The organism is Asaia astilbis JCM 15831 (assembly GCF_000613845.1).
Lineage (GTDB): Bacteria > Pseudomonadota > Alphaproteobacteria > Acetobacterales > Acetobacteraceae > Asaia > Asaia astilbis.
The window spans coordinates 51,648-69,821 of the sequence record NZ_BAJT01000020.1 but is presented as its reverse complement, the minus strand read 5'-3'; the positions used below and the strand labels follow the sequence as shown (position 1 = coordinate 69,821).

General features: G+C 56.4%; 14 protein-coding genes and 3 pseudogenes. 15 read left to right on the top strand and 2 right to left on the bottom strand.

All coding sequences use genetic code 11. From position 1 onward, the window contains the following. Positions 1–1,012 (bottom strand): TonB-dependent receptor plug domain-containing protein (locus JCM15831_RS13800; protein WP_156938906.1); only part of this gene is annotated, 1,012 nt, incomplete at its 3' end. A 99-nt stretch (positions 1,013–1,111) separates the two neighbouring features. Here JCM15831_RS13800 and JCM15831_RS20585 point away from each other — a divergent pair. The 13 genes and pseudogenes from JCM15831_RS20585 (at position 1,112) to JCM15831_RS13735 (ending at position 11,970) form a co-directional block, all read left to right on the top strand. Then, positions 1,112–1,351, top strand: coding sequence for a GntR family transcriptional regulator (locus JCM15831_RS20585; protein ID WP_051528543.1), 240 nt, complete (start codon positions 1,112–1,114; stop codon positions 1,349–1,351). Beyond that, entirely contained in the window at positions 1,348–1,884 is a 537-nt protein-coding gene (locus tag JCM15831_RS19310; RefSeq protein ID WP_051528542.1) for a GntR family transcriptional regulator, read from the top strand. The genes JCM15831_RS20585 and JCM15831_RS19310 overlap by 4 nt, the downstream gene beginning before the upstream one ends. A gap of 238 nt (positions 1,885–2,122) precedes the next feature. Further along, complete coding sequence (gene hemC, locus JCM15831_RS13790) at positions 2,123–3,202, top strand: hydroxymethylbilane synthase (RefSeq protein ID WP_232228215.1); 1,080 nt, start codon at positions 2,123–2,125, stop codon at positions 3,200–3,202. Positions 3,203–3,347: 145 nt separating this feature from the next. Further along, positions 3,348–5,576 carry a catalase/peroxidase HPI gene (gene katG / locus JCM15831_RS13785; protein WP_025824703.1) on the top strand — a complete coding sequence of 743 codons (2,229 nt, stop codon included), beginning with the start codon at positions 3,348–3,350 and terminating at the stop codon, positions 5,574–5,576. Positions 5,577–5,764: 188 nt separating this feature from the next. Beyond that, entirely contained in the window at positions 5,765–6,073 is a 309-nt protein-coding gene (locus JCM15831_RS19305) for a pseudoazurin (protein ID WP_232228214.1), read from the top strand. 12 nt (positions 6,074–6,085) lie between these two features. Then, entirely contained in the window at positions 6,086–6,655 is a 570-nt protein-coding gene (locus JCM15831_RS13775; protein WP_025824702.1) for a cytochrome b, read from the top strand. 522 nt (positions 6,656–7,177) lie between these two features. Continuing rightward, the gene (locus JCM15831_RS19300; RefSeq protein WP_156938908.1) at positions 7,178–7,444 is read left to right on the top strand and encodes a phosphopantetheine-binding protein; all 267 of its coding nucleotides are present in this window, start codon (positions 7,178–7,180) and stop codon (positions 7,442–7,444) included. Further along, a pseudogene (locus JCM15831_RS21175) lies at positions 7,441–8,196 on the top strand (beta-ketoacyl-[acyl-carrier-protein] synthase family protein); the annotation flags it as partial. The gene JCM15831_RS19300 and the pseudogene JCM15831_RS21175, both read left to right, overlap by 4 nt. Before the next feature lie 122 nt (positions 8,197–8,318). Then, complete coding sequence (locus JCM15831_RS24080) at positions 8,319–8,696, top strand: hypothetical protein (protein ID WP_025824699.1); 378 nt, start codon at positions 8,319–8,321, stop codon at positions 8,694–8,696. Positions 8,697–8,710: 14 nt separating this feature from the next. Next, positions 8,711–9,520 (top strand): pentapeptide repeat-containing protein, encoded by an 810-nt coding sequence (locus JCM15831_RS20570; RefSeq protein WP_025824698.1) that lies wholly within the window; start codon positions 8,711–8,713, stop codon positions 9,518–9,520. Between the two features lie 553 nt (positions 9,521–10,073). Next, positions 10,074–11,027 carry a Hint domain-containing protein gene (locus tag JCM15831_RS22020; RefSeq protein ID WP_198024347.1) on the top strand — a complete coding sequence of 318 codons (954 nt, stop codon included), beginning with the start codon at positions 10,074–10,076 and terminating at the stop codon, positions 11,025–11,027. Positions 11,028–11,038: 11 nt separating this feature from the next. Then, positions 11,039–11,197 carry a hypothetical protein gene (locus tag JCM15831_RS21670; protein ID WP_156938904.1) on the top strand — a complete coding sequence of 53 codons (159 nt, stop codon included), beginning with the start codon at positions 11,039–11,041 and terminating at the stop codon, positions 11,195–11,197. Next, on the top strand, positions 11,194–11,970 hold the full coding sequence (locus JCM15831_RS13735; RefSeq protein ID WP_025824696.1) for a hypothetical protein: 777 nt from the start codon (positions 11,194–11,196) through the stop codon (positions 11,968–11,970). Before JCM15831_RS21670 ends, JCM15831_RS13735 begins: the two co-directional genes overlap by 4 nt. Positions 11,971–12,095: 125 nt before the next feature. On the opposite strand, the pseudogene pgm reads toward JCM15831_RS13735, so the two are convergent. After that, positions 12,096–13,741 (bottom strand): annotated as a pseudogene (gene pgm, locus JCM15831_RS19285) (phosphoglucomutase (alpha-D-glucose-1,6-bisphosphate-dependent)). Between the two features lie 224 nt (positions 13,742–13,965). Here pgm and JCM15831_RS13725 point away from each other — a divergent pair. Together JCM15831_RS13725 and JCM15831_RS19280 are read left to right on the top strand one after the other, a co-directional pair. Further along, positions 13,966–15,153, top strand: a complete 1,188-nt coding sequence (locus JCM15831_RS13725) for an SMP-30/gluconolactonase/LRE family protein (protein ID WP_025824695.1) — start codon at positions 13,966–13,968, stop codon at positions 15,151–15,153. Positions 15,154–15,536: 383 nt separating this feature from the next. Then, positions 15,537–18,172, top strand: a pseudogene (locus JCM15831_RS19280) (penicillin-binding protein 1A). The last annotated feature ends 2 nt before the right edge of the window (positions 18,173–18,174 follow it).

Sequence of the window (18,174 nt, the reverse complement as noted above, 5' to 3'; positions counted from 1 at the left end):
GGATATTCGCCCCCCAGAAGAGATTATCCTCACGCGGTTTGGCGTTGCTGCCATTGATACCGATGATTTTGGCAAAGCGCGGATCCAGACCCCAGGCTGTTTGATAGATGTCGTTGGTCACGGGAATGCCGTAGGCATTGTATAGATTATGACCCGATGAAGATTCCGACTGATCGGTTGTCCAGTGACCGCCGATATCGAGGCGCGAGGTTTCGTCGATCTGCCAGCGCAGCTTGCCACGCAGTGCGCCGATATTGCTGTTGCCGTAGCCCGATCCCTGCCCGTTATGCTGAAATCCGCCCCCGGTCAGAGACTGGCCCGCGATGCGGTAGGACACGCTGCGTGAGAGCGGTCCGGACACAAATCCCTCTACCCGGTTACGGCCATAACTTGCGATGTCTTCTGTCAGACCGGCATGAAAATGCTGTGTCGGGTCACCTGTGTGAAAATTGATTTCACCTCCAGTTGTGGACTGACCGTGGGTAAAGCCCGAAGCGCCGGGGGCCACCGAGATATCGTCCATATCGAACAGCATCCCCGTGGTCATGATACTGACGGGGTACGCAACGCCATCGACATAAGGCATGACCGATGGCGTGTTGTTCTGGGTAAAATCCATCAGTCCAACGCCACGCAGCGCAAAGTTGAGCGCGGCACTGCCGAAGCTCGGCTGGATGGTCAAATTCGGCGCCACGCGTACAATATCGGTCAGTTGTCGAACGTTCCGGTTCTGTAATTCCTGACGCGACAGGATGGTTTCCGAATGGGCATTATGCTGCCCGGCGCTGGTAACGCCCCGACGGGCCGAGACCTGAACAGTTTCGTGGCTGCCCTGCTGTGGTGTGTAGGATTGAGCCTTAGCGTGCGCTGCTTTGCCATGGTGGGGCGAGGGGGCAGCGATCGCTTTCGATGTAAAATCGGGGACAAGCGGTGATGCGCAGAGAGTCGAGACGAGCAGCGCGGTCCTACAGGATGGCCTGCATGAGGGACGATGAGGCTTCTGAGGGGACATGGACAGCTCCGCAAGCATGATCTTTGTTCGGGTATGGCTTGTATACGAACTAGAATACAAAACGGAACAGTTCTATAGCGAAATGAAAACTTTGTGAAAATGGCGCTGGGGCGTTACCGGTCCGGCTTCATTGGCTCGCTTGCCTTGGGCGTGTGCGCAGCGCATAAAACAGCGATGCAACATCTCAAAATCGACCTGGAACGTGCCAGCGGTCTCGTTATCGAGGAGCGGATTATTCACGCAGTGCTTTCGGGTCGGATCGCACCGGGCGAACGCTTTGGCGAAAAGGAAGTCGGTGAACTCTTCGGGGTCTCGCGTACGCTCGTGCGTGAGGCATGATTCGACTCAGCAGTCGCGGTCTGGTCGATGTCTCTCCCCGTCGTGGCTGGTTTGTGATTGAACCGACTCAGGCGCAAGCGCGCGAGATTATCGAGGCAAGACGGGCCGTTGAGACCGGGTTGATCATGGATCATGCGCAGGTTTCACCAGAGGCGATTATGCGCCTGCGCGAGCATCTCGCCGCTCAGAGAGAGGCCATTCTGGGTCAGGATCTGGCAAGGCGCTCTTATTTGCTCGGTCATTTTCATGTGCATATGGCGGATGTGCTGGGCAATTCCGTCCTAGCCGGTATTCTCGAAAACCTGACGGCGCGTACTGTGCTGATCGCCGCGCTTTATCAGTCTGAAGAAGATGCCCAGCAATCCTGCGACGATCATGCCGAGCTGATCGACGCAATGGAACGCGGCGATAAAGAGAGAGCGATACGGCTCACACAGGAGCATCTCGCTCATCTGGGAAAAGCTCTGAGCAATCGCGCTCGCAGTAACCGTCACAGTGGGCTTCATGCGGTTTTTGCTGAAGCGGCCAGCTGACCGGAGGACCGAAGGTACAAAATCGACCGATCAGTTTGCGATCTGGCTCAAATACGTGACGTTTCGAATGAATTTCCTGCCGCGCAGGATAGGGAGATCCTGTTACGTCACATGCCACAGGCAAGATATTTTCTAAGTGCCTTACCCAAAAAGGCAATCGAAACGTGAAAACAGGCGCGCTGCTTATTTCGATCGATAGATAAGACCTTTTACTGAGCAAGGAACTAACAGTTACACTTTGACAGAACTGTCGGTGTATCGCGTCGGCATGACCTTATCGCTCGCTCGCCCCCAGCCGCTCGCTCCGCATGCAGGTTCTCTCTCACCGGAGTTTCTGCATCATCCTGCGTTCGGCCTGGCGCTTCGTGTCGGAACACGCGCCTCTCCTCTTGCGCTTGTTCAGGCGCGCAGCTTCATGACGCAGCTTGGGATGGCGCATCCTTTCCTCGAAATATTCGGATCGCTGTGTGAAACACAGATCTCGACCCGCGGCGACCGGGATCAGGTGAGACGTCTGGCCGAGATTGGCGGTAAGGGGCTTTTTTCAAAAGATATCCATGAGGCGCTGCGTTCGGGACAGATCGATTTCGCCGTGCATAGTCTCAAGGATCTCGAAACGTTCCTGCCCGACGATCTCGTATTGGACTGCACGCTCAAGCGTGAAGATCCTCGTGATGCTCTGGTCCTTCGCGATCGCGATGCCGTTCGCGGGGGAGGTGACGTGCTGGATTGCCTGCCAAAAGGCGCTGTGGTCGGGTGCGCGTCGGTGCGTCGACAGGCCCAGTTGCTGGCGCGACGCCCTGATCTGCGTTTTTGTCTGATCCGCGGCAACGTTCAGACGCGTCTGCGCAAACTGGAAGAAGGCGCCTGCGACGCGACTTTCCTTGCTCTTGCCGGGCTTAACCGTCTCGGCCTGGCTGGTCGTGCCGACGTGATTTTCGAGCCGGACGACATGCTGCCTGCCTGTGGTCAGGGCGTTATCGGCATTACGTTGCGTCGTCGCGATACGGGTTTGCGGTCGCTGATGAAGGCGATCGAGGACCCGGCCACGCGCCTAGCAGCGACAGCGGAGCGCGCACTTCTCGAGGCGCTCGATGGATCATGTCGCACACCGATTGGCGGTTTTGCTCGCCTTGAAAAAGGAGAGTTGGTGCTGCATGGGCTGATTGCCTCTGAAGACGGAAGCGTGGTGATCCGTCGTCAGATTTCCGGCTCGCCGGACGAGGCAACGCAGCTTGGAACGGAAATGGGCGAGATGCTTCGCCGAGACACGCCCCCCGCCGTTTTTGCACAGGTGATCGGTCAACCGGGTTGGTGAAGCACTTCCGATCTTAACTAAGGGTTTTCCTGTTAGAGATATAGAGACAATCGGTTTGCTAAATAACCGAGGTGGATCTAGTCTGATGAAACAATAATGGCTTGTTGTAATAAGACGGTCATTAAAATATTCATGGAGTAATTCGATGAAGCTTCTGAAATTTGGAATGGCGGCGCTTGTTGCGACGACCACCCTGACAACAGTTTCGCCTCGCGCACATGCCGATGGCATCGACCAATCAAACGAGTTTTTCTGGCCTACCCGCCTGAGCCTCGCTCCTCTGCGGATGCACGATGCAGAGTCCAATCCTTACGGGTCGGATTTCACGTATCAGCGCAATTTTCAGAAGATCGATTTGAATGCGGTCAAGGCGGACATCAAGAAGACGCTGACCCAGTCGCAGTCCTGGTGGCCGGCCGATTACGGTACGTATGCTCCTTTCTTTGTGCGTATGGCCTGGCATAATGCCGGAACGTACCGTGCCGAAGATGGTCGGGGTGGTGAAGAAGGTGCCCAGCAGCGCTTCGAGCAGCTGAACAGCTGGCCGGATAACGGCAGTCTGGACAAGGCACGTCGTCTGCTGTGGCCCATCAAGAAGAAGTATGGTCGCGATCTTTCCTGGGGCGATCTGTTCGTTCTGACCGGAAACGTCTCGCTTGAATCCATGGGCTTCAAGACAATCGGTTTTGCTGGCGGTCGTCCCGATGACTGGCAGTCTGAGCTGGTCTATTGGGGTCCCGGTACGCAGTTCGGTTCCTTCAACGTCAAGAAGGGCGGTCACCTCGAAAAGCCGCTGGCTGCGACGACCAAGGGTCTGATCTATGTGAATCCGGAAGGCCCGAACGGCAATCCTGATCCGGCCGAATCTGCCAAGATGATCCGTCTGGCTTTCGGTCGCATGGCGATGAACGACGAAGAAACTGTCGCCCTGATCGCAGGCGGGCACACCTTCGGTAAGGCCCATGGTGCTGCACCGGCTGCCAAATGTGTGGGTGCTGCACCGGCTGCTGCTCCTCTCGAGCAGCAGGGTCTTGGCTGGGCCAATAAATGCGTCAAAGGCAAGCTGAAGGCGACCGATGCCATCACCAGCGGGCTCGAGGGCGCGTGGTCTGCGGATCCGATCCACTTCACGTCGCAGTATCTCGATAATCTGCTTGGCCATGACTGGGTCAAGACAAAGAGTCCGGCCGGTGCCACGCAGTGGATGCCAAAGGACGCGGAAAACATCGTTCCCGATGCCAGCGATCCGAATAAGCTTCATCCGCTGATGATGTTCACGACGGATATTGCTCTGAAGACCGACCCGTCCTACCACGAGATCATCACGCGCTGGGCGGCCCACCCCGAGCAGTTTGCTGATGCTTTCGCCCGCGCCTGGTTCAAGCTGACCCATCGCGATCTGGGACCGAAATCGCGTTATTTCGGATCTGAAGTGCCGGCTACCGATTTCCTGTGGCAGGATCCGCTTCCCGCAGCACAGGGTACTGTGGTCAATCAGGCTGATATCCGTGAGCTGAAGAAGGCCATTGCGGCCTCGGGTCTTTCAGAACGCGATCTGATCAAGACGGCCTGGGCATCTGCAGCATCGTTCCGTACGTCCGATCATCGTGGCGGGGCCAACGGCGCCCGTATTCGTCTGGCACCGGAGAATGACTGGGCTGTCAACGATCCAGCCGATCTGAAGATGGTTCTGCCGAAGCTCGAAGCCGTGCAGAAGAAGTTCAACAGTGCCAATCATCATGGTCGCAAGGTCTCGCTGGCCGATGTGATCGTGCTGTCCGGTAATGTCGGTGTCGAACAGGCCGCGAAGAAGGCCGGTGTCAGCCTCGATCTGCCTTTCGCACCGGGTCGTGTCGACGCAGGACCGGAGCAGACCGACAAGCAGAGCTTCGCCCTGCTCGAGCTGAGCGCGGATGCCTTCCGCAATTACTATCGTGCCGAGCCGGAAGAGAAGTCACCGACGGAGATGCTGGTCGATCGGGCGAGCAATCTCGATCTGTCCGTGCCGGAAATGACGGTTCTGCTGGGTGGGCTGCGCGTGCTCGATATCAACACGGCGCATTCTGCACAGGGTGTTCTGACATCGCGTCCGGGCACGTTGAGCAATGACTTCTTCGTCAACCTGCTCGACATGTCCACTCGTTGGGAAAAGTCTGCTTCTCAGCCGGGCGTCTATGACGGGTTCGATCGTGAGACAAACAAGCCACGTTGGACGGCCTCTTCAGTCGATCTGATCTTCGGTGCGAGCGCGGAATTGCGTGCGGCAGCAGAAGTCTATGCCTCTGACGACGCCAAGGCCAAGTTCGTGAACGATTTCGCCAAGGTCTGGACCAAGGTCATGACGCTGGATCGTTTCGACCTGCATCGTAACTGAAAACCCTAACGTCTCGTCATACCCGCGAGCCCCAGAGGCTCGCGGGATCAGGAGAGTCTCATGTCCAGAATGATCCGCAGTTTGGCGGTCGCCGCCGCCATGATACCCCTCGCTGCTCAGGCCGCGACAGTTGACGTCAAAATGTTGTCTCATGCGCCAATGGGGGCAGAGGCTTCGATCCCGCAATCGTGCATATCCACACCGGTGACACGGTGCATTTCATTGCCAGTGACCCTGGTCATAATGCTCAGTCCATCACAGGGATGATCCCTGACGGCGCCACAGCGTTTGCCGGGAAGATGGGGCAGGATGTGACCGTCACATTCTCCAAGCCAGGTCTCTACGGCTATAAATGCCTGCCGCATTATTTCCTCGGTATGGTTGGGCTCGTTGTTGTCGATAAGCCCGAGAACGAAGAGGCTGCAAAGGCAGTGTCGCAGCCCGGTGCGGCAAAGCAGCGCTTCGAGCAGTTGTTCAAACAGCTCGATCATCCCTGAGGGCAGGGCACCATGAAAACGGACGACACACGGTACACGAGAGTCGCCTGTCTGTTGCACTGGCTGATCGCCGCCCTGATCCTGACCCAGATCACGCTCGGTCTGGTTATGGATCATCTGACGTTCGATGACATGCTGGCATTTTCTCTGTTCCAGACCCATCGAGCGTTGGGAATTGTGACGCTGGTGCTCGTGCTGCTTCGTGTCATCTGGCGTTTCGGCCACAACCCTCCTGCATTACCGAATGCTTTGCCGCCAAAGGTGCAGAAGCTCGCGAAATCGGCTCATTCTCTGCTTTATGTCGGACAGCTGATCTCGCCGCTAAGCGGGTGGGCTTTGGCTTCAGCGTCCAGTCTTGCCTTGCCATTAAGTCTTTTCGGCCTGTTTGATTGGCCACTTCTGCCATTTCCGTCAGATGGAAGCCTCGAGGCACCCTTTCGTGCCGTGCATCACTGGGCAGGCTGGTTTCTGGCAGCCCTTGTTGCAGGCCATATCGGGGCCGCCTTGTGGCACGGCCTTTTTAGAAAAGACGGGGTTTTCACCCAGATTTTGCCGCATTTCAGAATCAGAAAAAGCTCCTGACAAGAAGCCAATCAAGACGTTGTTTTGATTTGTAGTACGAGATGGGCGGCGTGCTTGAAGACGCCGCCTCTTAAACTCGGTCTGCCATCGTTTGATGGCTATTCTAATCTTCCCGATTAAAAAATCCTTAGTGCACCTCGTCTCGCGGGAGCGATTCTCTCAGTGAGCACGGTATTTTTTGCTCATATTTCATCAGTATCCATTGAAAAGCGGACCCGTTGCAGAGCTCTCGTCTCAATCAATCGACTCTCGTCTTTAATGGTTGTCCGGTCACTCTCGAAAAGAGACGTGTGACCGCGGTCAAAAGGCTGAGGAGGATTGAAACCAAACTTTTGGTTCAGACGACTCGAAATTTTTTCCTTTGTATCGAATATTGGTCGACAATATAGGGAATTTAACAAGTCTTCGTTTCTTTTTATTTAACAAAAGAAACAAATATAAATTCCTGTCCGAAGATGGGATGTTATTAACTATATAGGCGCGTCTTTTATGTCCCATCCTGTTGATGATGTCGTGATCGTCATGCTGGCGCGTCATTTCGATGTGGCGGTGGAGAGTATCACGCCAGAGACAAGATTTTCTGAAGATCTCTCGGCCGATAGTTTCGATATTGTCGAATTATTATTCGAGATTGAAGAAAAAGCCGGTATCGCAATCCACGAAGAAACGTTTCCGACAGTCACGACGGTGGGTGATCTCCTTGTTGTGCTGAGAGCGGGAGTGGACGCTGCCAATATCGATCTTTCTGAGCTGATAAAGGCCAGGGAGATTGCGGCGGTTTCGGGATGAGTCCCTCTCACCGTTTTAGACAACGCGTCGTTGTGACTGGGATGGGTGTTATCTCGCCTCTCGGTGTAGGTGTGCCCAAAAATCTCATCGCGCTGCGAGAGCGCCAAACGGGTCTTGAGCGTAAGTCTTTCCTGTGGGGAGAGGTTTCGCGGGATTATATTGTCGGGTGCATCCCTTCAATCACGAGAGATCTCGGCGGGTATGATCCCTCTGAATGGTTTTCGCACAAAGAGCAGCGCCGCCTGGATCGCTTTATCCAGATTGGTATCGTTGCGGCTCAGGAGGCGATCCATCAGGCGAGATTGCCTGAGATGGATGCGCAATCGCGGATTGCTGTGTCAGTCAGTATTGGGTCTGGCATCGGGGGGCTGGAAACAATAGGCAACGCCTCGAATGCGATACCGGGTCGCGGCCGCCCTTTTTATCTTCCAAGCGTTTTAATCAATAGTTGTGCGGGCGAAATCGCGCGGCGTTACGGGTTCAGGGGTGCCGCCGAAGGAAATTCAGCTTCCTGCGCGACGGGCACCATTGCCATCGGTAAAGCCTTTCAGGCTATTCGTGACGGGTACGGCTCAATAGTCGTGGCAGGCGCGACAGAGGCAGCCGTCACGCCGTCAGGCCTCAAGGTTTTCGCTGACGTCAACGCTCTTGCGACTACACATTATGATGCTGCAAGCGAAGCCAGCAGACCCTTCGACACTGACCGCACGGGTTTTGTCCTTTCCGAGGGGGCTGCGATTGTCGTTCTGGAAGCGCGCGATCACGCCTTGGCTCGGAAGGCACCCATTCTGGGAGAAATTCTGGGTTTTTCCCAGAGTGCGGATGCGCATGATCTTCTCGCTCCTGACCCGATCGCGCCGGGGCCGAGCGAGCCATGCGCGGCGCTCTCAGTGACGCTGAGGTCGCCTCAGACACCGTCGCGTGGATCAATGCCCACGCGACGAGTACGCCGCTGGGTGATGATATCGAGATCATGGCAATCGAACGCGTCTTCGGTTCGTCGAGTAAGGCCGTTATCTCGTCGATCAAGGGACTGACCGGTCATGCTCTCGGTGCGTCAGGAGCCATTGAGGTAGTTCTGAGCCTTGCGGCGATGCGCAGCGGAATCATCTTGCCCAACTTCAATCTCAGACAACCAAGTAGACAGACAATATTTCGTAGGCCCGAAGTACCGGAATGTTTCGAAGGCGGATGTTGTCTCTCGAACAGTTTTGATTTTGGCGGTGTCAATGCATCGCTCATCATGCAGTGACAGGAAATCCAACTATGCCGTCCAATGGCTGGACTTACGAAATTTTTGACGTCATCAAGGGTCACGTCATAGCGCGTGTCGAACTCGATGATGTAGATCGGACCTTGTCTCCGGCGAGACAAAAGGCTGAGGCGGTCCATGTGGCTCTCGAAAAACGCATGTCTCTCATCGGAGCCAATTTGAATGGCATATCTGCAGACGAGGCCGATTTCAGTCATGTAAATCTGATTGGCGCAGCTCTCCATGACGCGACCCTCAGGCGGGCGAATTTAAACGGGGTCAATTTTTGTGGCGCCGACCTATCCAGAGTCGACTTCACGGAGGCATCGCTGATCGGTGCGCGTTTCTGTGGAGCCCAGATGGCTGAAGCGCGACTTTGTGGCGCTGATTTGCGTGGGGCTAACCTGTCTGGTGCTGTCATGATGAACACCGATTTGACAGCGGCAGAACTCAACGGGGCCATGCTTCATGGTGCTCTCTGCACAGGCGCCATATTTGATCGTTGTGATCTCGCTTCCATGGCTTCATTTGGAGCTGACATGGATCATGCCCGTTTTGTCGGTGCTCATTGGCGAAATATCCCACTGACGCGGCGCCCGATACGCGTCAGTGGGCTGGATTATAACGTGACCCTTCTGGACGAACATATTGTCGTTGGGGCGACCATCCTGACCTTGAGTGATCTGGCTCGGCTCGATGAGAGAGAAGCCGCTGCTCGGGGAGGTGTCAGAGCGCTTCGCTTCATCAGGGGCTTTAGGGACGTCATTGAGAGCCTGTTTGCGTGTAAGGATCTCGTTCGCGACGTTCCCAAAGTTGTCGTTTAAAAATATAAAATAATTAGGGATATGAATCATGGCAGAATATAATATTGGAAAAAAAACCATTCAGACAGGAAAAGATAAGTGTAATAAACCAGAGTATGGAGAAGTCGGGGAGACTGCAAAGGGACTGGTTCTCCACAAAGGTGACGTTCTTAATGTCAAGGAAGGGGGAACGGTAATTGAATCCACGCTCGACGGTGGAATAGTGAACGGATATGAAAAAGGTAAGATAGAAGATTCAACCATCAAATCAGGTTCAGCGCAGATCAATGGCGCGACGGTTACTAACGGAACGATGACTGGCGGAGAGTTGGTCGTTAACAGTGGTCTCTTGCAGGGGACGTTCCATGTGACTGGCGGAGAACTGAGGCTCAATGGCAGTTCCAAGGCAGCAGGACAAAATAATCCGAGGATTTACCTCTCTAACTCGGCAGTTGCGTGGATCAGTAATGCGCAAGAGATGGGCATTGTCTTGCGAGATAACGCGAAAATTATTGTAAACAGAAATTCCCTGAAAAACATTTCGATCAATGCTTCAGGTGAGGATTTCGGGATTATGATTTATGGTCTCGATCTGAAAACGATTACCGGCGTTACGAGAGGTGATCGATCTTTCATTATTCACACCACCGGTGAAGACGTGACGATCGATGGATATATCCCGACCTATAAATTCACGGCGAATGGAGATGGCATCGTTTGGTTGAGAGCCTGCTTCGCAGCAGGGACTCTGGTCTCCACCCCTATAGGCTCTCGCACTGTCGAAACGCTAAAAGTCGGAGATATGGTCGATACCGATCTGGGTCCCCAGGCCGTGCAGTGGGTCGGGCATCAGGATGTGAACCTTCATGGCGCAACCCCGGATGAGGCCCATCTCGTGCGTATCCGCGCGCATGCTTTCGGTCCGCAATCTCCGTCGCGCGATTTATGGGTAACATCAGAGCATTGCGTGCAGAACGCCGAAGGGCTGACGCCCATCCGCATGCTCGTCAATGGGGGGTCGATCGCCTATGACCGCCAAAAGCGCCGCTTTACCTATTATCATATCGAGGTAGCCAATCACGCTATTCTGCAAGCCGAGAACCTTGGGATGGAAAGCTATCTCCCCGGCAGCAATGCCAGTCTGTTTGAAAACGGACACGATGAGTCTCTCGTCGTCTCGGTAATGCGCGATGGGGTGGTGCGCCTCCCTCTGATCATTGACCGTGAACGCGTGGAACCGCTTTGGGCACGTCTGGTTCTTCGTTCGAGAGAAATGGGCTTCCCGGTCCTCTCCTTCGAGGGAACTGTCGGATCAACTGATTTCAGTCTTATGACGGATAAAGCGAAACGCTTGATCGCGTCGATCATGCTGTGCCGGGACAGGCAGCATTCTTACTGCCCCCAAAGACGAAGCACGTCAGAATCTTCTCTCATGCGGTACGCCCTGATCAGGCGATCGGGCCATTTGTCGACGACCGTCGTCTTCTGGGGCTTCGAGTGGGTGCTGCTTATCTTCAGGGGGAGGTAGAGGACACGAAGGTGACCGATCATCTTAGGGCTGGGATACTGGGCGGATGGAACAATATCGAGAGCGACGACTGGCGATGGACGTCCGATGAAGCACTCTTACCGCTGCCGTCTGTTGCTCAAAGCGGTGGTGCGCTTCGGCTCGTTCTCGAGCTGCCTGATATGCGATGAGTCCTCTGCGATCTGCAGAGCCTGCCAGTCCGGGTGGCAATGAGGTCTGGCATCGGGTCGGAGCGTGGTATCGATCTTGCCGAGACGGTGTCATCGCTGCGACCGTGCCGACTGACGCGCTCCCCGAAACCGTTCAGATCATGACGCCTCATGGCAACGTTTCGATTACCGATCTGGGTGACGGGGATACGCTTACGACACGACGGGGCGATGAATATCTGGTCAGAGAAATTATTGAGGTCACTCGATATTTTTGGGTCGGAGGAGACCACCCGGATAAAGGGGTGAAGCTTGGCGTGCTTCCGTCTCGTTGTGACGGGCGGGAGCTGGCTCTGCCTCTGGGATGGCTGCCTTCCGACTCAGGCTGGCTTAAGTGTCAGGCTGGTCTGACACCGCACAGCTTTTATCAACTCAGCATTAAAGGCTTCACCGAGCAGGATGAGGCGTTGATCCTGAATGAAGTGCCATGCCGTTATGTTCGATCGGAGCCTGATCGACTTCAGTCACTGCGTATCAGGGTGGATGATCAGGACGCCAAGATCCATGCGTCACGAAACAAACACAGCCTTATTAAACTTGCAGAGGGCTCTCGTCGTGTGACCGTGTCCGCAGAAGGCATCGGTCGGCACTGGCAAAGCTTCGAAGTTATTCTTTGGGACAGTGACGGCATGCAGGCAATCAAATTGACAGATGATAATCTGTCAGGAGATCAGATTTCGATCGATCTCGACCGTGATCCGGAGAATGTCGGATTTCTCTCGATCCGCGTCTGATATCTTGCCGAGGAGCGCCCTCCGCGTTTGCTGCGTAGAAAAACCTCGCCCGCATGGTTTCGCAGGTTCTTACGCTCGATCTGTAAATATAGACCCTGCCGAACGGGCAGGGTCTTTTGAGGTAATCAGCTATTAAAAAGGGCAGAGATCGCCGTCTGTGCGTCCTGCTGGATCTGTTTCAGGTGCGCTTCGCTCACGAAACTCTCTGCGTAGATTTTATAAACGTCTTCTGTCCCTGAAGGGCGGGCAGCAAACCAGCCATTTTCGGTCGTTACTTTCAGTCCGCCGATTGGGGCATCATTGCCAGGTGCCCGCGTGAGCGTTGCGGTCACGGCGTCGCCTGCCAGATGTGTCAAAGAGAGCTTCTCCGGGGTGAGTTTGGAGAGGATCGCCTTCTGCTCCGGGTTCGCGGCCGCATCGATACGCTGATAGAACGGTGCGCCAAGCTCGGCAGTCAGCGCGTGATAATGTTCCGCAGGTGTCTTGCCGGTGACCGCCGTGATTTCGGCGGCCAGCAGACCGAGGATCAGACCATCCTTGTCGGTGGACCACACCGTTCCATCACGACGCAGGAAAGAGGCGCCCGCGCTTTCCTCTCCGCCGAAACCAAGATTGCCTTCAAAGAGACCGTCGACGAACCATTTAAATCCGACAGGGACTTCGACCACTTCTTTGCCGATTTTTTTGGCAACGCGATCGATCAGGCTGAGCTGACCAGTGTCTTGCCGATTTTTGCCGTCTGATCCCAGCCTTTGCGCTGGGTGAAGAGATACCAGATGGCGACAGCCAGATAATGATTGGGATTCATCAGCCCGTCCGGACGGGAGACGATTCCGTGACGGTCGGCGTCGGTGTCGGTCGCGAAAGCAACATCAAACTGTGCCCCCATGCCGATCAGGCGCGCCATGGCGTAGGGAGACGAGCAATCCATGCGGATCTGCCCATCCCAGTCTGCCGTCATGAAACCGAAAGCGGGGTCGAGCTCGTCACTGACGATCTGAGCCTTGAGGTTATATTTTTTGATGATGGCAGGCCAGTAATCGAGCGCTGCGCCGCCAAGCGGGTCCATGCCGATGCGGATAGGAGCATCGCGGATGGCCTCCATGTCGATGACCGATCCCAGATCATCGACATAGGGTGTGATGAAATCGTGGCCGCGCACATGTTCCGATTGACGCGCTTCGTCGTAGGGGAGGCGGTGGACTTCGCTCAATCCACCGGAAAGAAAGGCGTTGGCCTGATCCTGGATCACTTTGGTGATGTCGGTGTCGGCCGGGCCACCATGGGGCGGATTATATTTGAAGCCGCCATCGATCGGAGGATTATGCGACGGCGTGATGACCACACCATCGGCCAGATCTTCCTGGCGACCTTTATTATAGGTCAGGATGGCATGCGAAATAACCGGTGTCGGAGTGAAGCGATCATTGGCGTCGATCCGGACTTCTACACCATGAGCAGCAAAGACTTCGATGGCCGAGCGTTGTGCCGGAGCCGAAAGCGCGTGGGAGTCGATGCCGATGAAGAGCGGTCCGGTAATGCCCTTATCCTTACGGTAACGACAAATGGCCTCGCTGATGGCGAGAATATGGTTCTCATTGAAGCTCGTATGCAGCGAAGAGCCGCGATGACCCGATGTGCCAAAGGAGACGCGTTGCGTTGCGATGGCCGGGTCAGGCTTGCGATCGTAATAAGCTGCGATCAGGGCCGGGATGTCGGCCAGATGGGCAGGGTCCAGTGTCTTTCCGGCGCGGGGGCTCACAGTCGTCATGTAATCAGTTCCTTGATCAGGCCGTCATTACTATTCCCAATCAGGTGAAACCTTCTCAAGGCGTGAAGTCAATGCCGGAGGAAAGACCTGCGTGGTGCCGGGTCGATTGTCTGCCGATGTCAAAAAGCCTCATCAACAAGTTGATACAAAACCTGAGTCATCCTGAGAGCATGATGCGGCGTTAGGTGCCAAGGCATGTGCCCATGACCGAGTCACAGGACGATATGATGGATCTGAAAATGCCCCTCGCCCGCAGAGGGTTTCTGACGACAGCCCTGGGCGGCGCTGCCTGTGTGGCTTTGCCAGCGCGTGCTGCTGCTGACTCGGTCAGCCCGCCGAGCGTGATCACTCAACCTGCGCGCCGCTGGGGCAATGAGGCAGGGCCAGCATTTTTCCCTGACCCTGACGTTCTGGCAATCGATCCGTCTTTCAACGATCTGACTTATTTTGCAGCATCCATCAAACGGATCTGGAACAAGAGTGTCTGGACCGAAGGCCCTGCCTGGAGCAGCGAAGGTCGTTATCTGGTGTTCAGTGACGTCGCCCAGTCGAAGGCGCTGCGTTATATCTGGGAAACCGGAGAGGTGAGCGAATTCCGCCCCGACGGCTATTCCGCCAATGGTAATTGCTTCGATTATCAGGGACGTCTGATCACCTGCGAGGATTTTTTCCGCCGCGTCGTCCGGTTCGAGCATGATGGCAGCGTTTCGGTGCTGGCTGACAAGTTCGAAGGAAAAGGGCTGAATTCTCCCAACGATATCGTGTCCCATCCCGATGGCAGCATCTGGTTTACAGACCCTGGCTACGGCACGAATATCAGCGAAGGCCACGCCGATGAGCCGGGTGGCCCGACCAATCCCGATGGGAAGATCAAATGGAAGATCGGTCGTGAACTGATCGGCGAGATCGGCGGCACAAAGCGGCAGCAGGACCATGTTTTCCGCATTGCACCCGATGGCACGCTGAAGGCTGTTCTTGCCGAAAAAGATCTCGCCTGCCCGAATGGTCTGGTCTTCTCGCCCGATTTCAAGAAGCTTTACATCGCCTCGACCCCTGCTGGTCCCGGTCAGAAAAAGGGCGGTGATCAGGCAATCCACGTGTATGACGTGCAAGGCGACACCCTGACGAACGGTCGTGTCTTTGCCGATATGCGCTTTCATGGCGCCCAGATGAATCCTGACGGTTTCCGCGCAGATGTGTTCGGTAATCTGTGGTGTGGCGTGACAGGCCCCCTCGGTCTGTGCGGCGTTTTCGTCTTCAATCCGCAGGGCAAACTCATCGGGCGGATCCGTCTGCCGCAAGGCTGTTCGAACCTGACCTTTGCCGGGCCCAAGCGGGACCATATTGTTATGTGCTCCGGTAGCGCGTTGTTCATGCTGCAGGTTGGCGTGCAGGGAGCGGCGCCGTCCTGATCAGCACGTCGCGTAAAGTGGTGTGGTCGGCAGCAACCTCTCAGAAAAAGAGAGGTTGGCGGCTTACGCAGCCTGCCGGGATGATCTGATGAGGATTTCTTCGTCTTGTGGAAGAGGAGACTACTCACAAGGGCTGGTGTCAGACCACAGAGCGATGCAGTTTCGAACCTGCTATGAGCCCTGTGCTTTGAAGCTGCGTCTCATAGCGTGAGGGTCGTCATAATGGCGCCTTCATCCCATGTTTGCAGGGGGCGACGTGTCCTCTCAAGGCTGCTAAACGATTCATCATGATCCTTGCCTCTACCGCTCTCTCCTCCGATGTCTTTTCAACCCTGTGGCTTGCCATTGCGGGTGGCGGCGGTAGCGCACCTCCACGCGCGCCGATGGGAGGGCGTGGAGCACCGGGGCATAGCGGGCCGCCGCGTGGGCCGCGCTATCGCCGCTGGCGTCAGGGGCTCGCGATTGCAGCCGGGGTCGTGCTGGTGGGTGTGGTCGGTTCGGGCCTTTTTGTCTGGCATCAATACGAGCAGATCGCCTCTGATCTGCCGAGTGTTGACACACTCAAGACCTATCAGCCGCCGACCGTCAGCCGGATCTACACTTCAGATGATCGCCTTATGGCCGAGCTCGCTGCGGAGCGTCGGATCTATATGCCGATCAATGCCATCCCAGAGCGGGTGAAGAACGCGTTTATCGCGCCTGAAGATCAGAATTTCTACACCCACGCAGGCCTTGATCCTCTGGCAATCATCCGCGCCGAGCTGACCAACCTGACGCATCGCGGCAAACGGGCATTGGGCGCGTCGACCATTACGCAGCAGGTGGCGCGTAACATGCTGCTCAACAGCAGCGCCCGCACCCTCGAGCGTAAGGAGAAAGAGGCACTGCTCGCTCTGCGGATCGAGCAGACGCTTACCAAGAACAAGATCCTCGAGATTTATTTGAACGGGATCTATCTCGGTAATGGCGCTTATGGCGTGGCCGCTGCGGCGCAGACCTATTTCAACAAGCCGCTTGATCAGTTGACCGATGCGGAGGCGGCTTTCCTGGGAGCGTTGCCCAAATCGCCAGCCAATTACAACCCGTACCGCCATCCTGAGCGTGCGATCGAGCGTCGCAACTGGGTGCTGGACCGTATGGCGGAAATCCATGCGATTACGCGTGAGGCAGCCGAGGCTGGACATCAGGAGCCGATCATTCCCCATGATGCGGTTCGTTTCGGGCCGCTGGCGAATGCCGAGTGGTTCGGGAGCGAAGTGCGTCGTCAGTTGATCGACCGCTATGGCCCGGACCGCGCCATGCAGGGCGGTCTGGAGGTTCATACCAGCCTTGATCGCAAATTGCAGGATGCAGCGACCCTGAGTCTGAGACAGGGTCTCATGGAGTACGATCGCAGCCATAGCCGCTGGCGCGGCGCGGTGACGAAGCTCCATGATCCGATTGTTGCCAATGGCTGGGTTGCCCCGCTCAAGGAGGTGACCGCGCCCTCGGGCATGATCGACCAGTGGCGTCTTGCTGTCGTGCTCAATCCGGCACAGGGCCGCGTCGGCTGGCTTTCCCACGGTGTGGCGCAGGAAGGCAGATTCTGGCTAAGGACCTGACCTGGGTCCGGAGTGGCGGGTCTCTGTCGACGGGCGATGTGATCATGGTCGAGCCCCAGGCAGAAGCAGGGCGTGTCGCCGTGCGTCAGGTGCCGAAAGTGGAGGGTGCTCTGGTCAGTCTCGACGCCCGCACCGGGCGTGTGCTGGCCATGGTCGGCGGCTGGTCTTTCAAGGAGTCTCAGTTCAATCGCGCGACTCAGGCCCAGCGCCAGCCGGGCTCGTCTTTCAAGCCTTTCGTCTATCTCGATGCGATGGAGAGGGGGATCCCGCCTTCGGAGAAATTCGACGATGCCCCTGTTTCCTATGGGGACTGGCATCCGAAAAACTACGAGAAGGATAATTGGGGTCCGACCACCCTGCATGATGCGCTGCGTGAGAGCCGTAATCTCGTTACCATCCGCCTTGCGGCGCATCTTGGCATGAAATCCGTCGCTGATATGGCGATCTCGATTGGCCTCGTCGACAAGATGCCCCATGTGCTGCCTGCAGCGCTCGGTGCGGTTGAGACGACTGTGTTGAAGGAGGCGGGTGCTACGCCACGATTGCTTCGGGGGGGAGGCTGGTCACCCCAACGCTGATCGACTCCGTCCTGGATCGTGACGGTACCGTTCTCTGGAAGCCTGACGGGTTGGGGCTCGGCACCACCATGCAGCGCCCGATCAGACAGCGCCGGTTCCACAGCCCGCGCCGCCTGCGGGCACAGCTGACGCGGCTGCGCCTTCGGCCGCTACGCCTGCTCCGCCCGTCACCCCGACGGCGACAGAGCCGTCGCTGGCAGTGTCGAGGTGCCCCAGGTTCAGGATAACCGTCGTCAGGTCGTCAGCGCCGACAGCGCGTATCAGATTACGGCCATGATGCAGGATGTCATCGCGCGCGGTACGGGTCAGATTGCCGGTAAGGGCATTACGCGTGACATCGCAGGCAAGACAGGCACCAGTCAGGATTTCCGGGACGCATGGTTCGCAGGCTTTACGCCTGACATCGTGACGGTTGTCTGGCTCGGCTTCGACACACCGCAGTCTCTGGGTAAAAACGAGACGGGAGGACGGATCGCGGGCCCGATCTGGAACCGCTTCATGAAGGTGGCGTTCGAAGGACGGCCCGAGCTTAAATTCCGGGTGCCTGAGGGGATCACCCTGGCCCGCTATGACACCGGGCGTCTGATGGCGGTCGATGCCTTTAAAGCCGATCAGGTGCCGGGCATGAGCATCGCTCTGAATGGCTTTGGGGCAGGCACCGAGGCTCTGACCGCAGCCGATACCGGAACGGATCTTTACGATACCGAAAACGATATGGCGACGGCACCTGGTCAGGCATGGACAACCGATCCGGGCGGCGAGACATCGGGGGGGGCTAAAAAACTTCAGGCCCCGAATGCTCAACTGCAGGGTGACATTGGCATGGGCGGCCTTTATTGAGA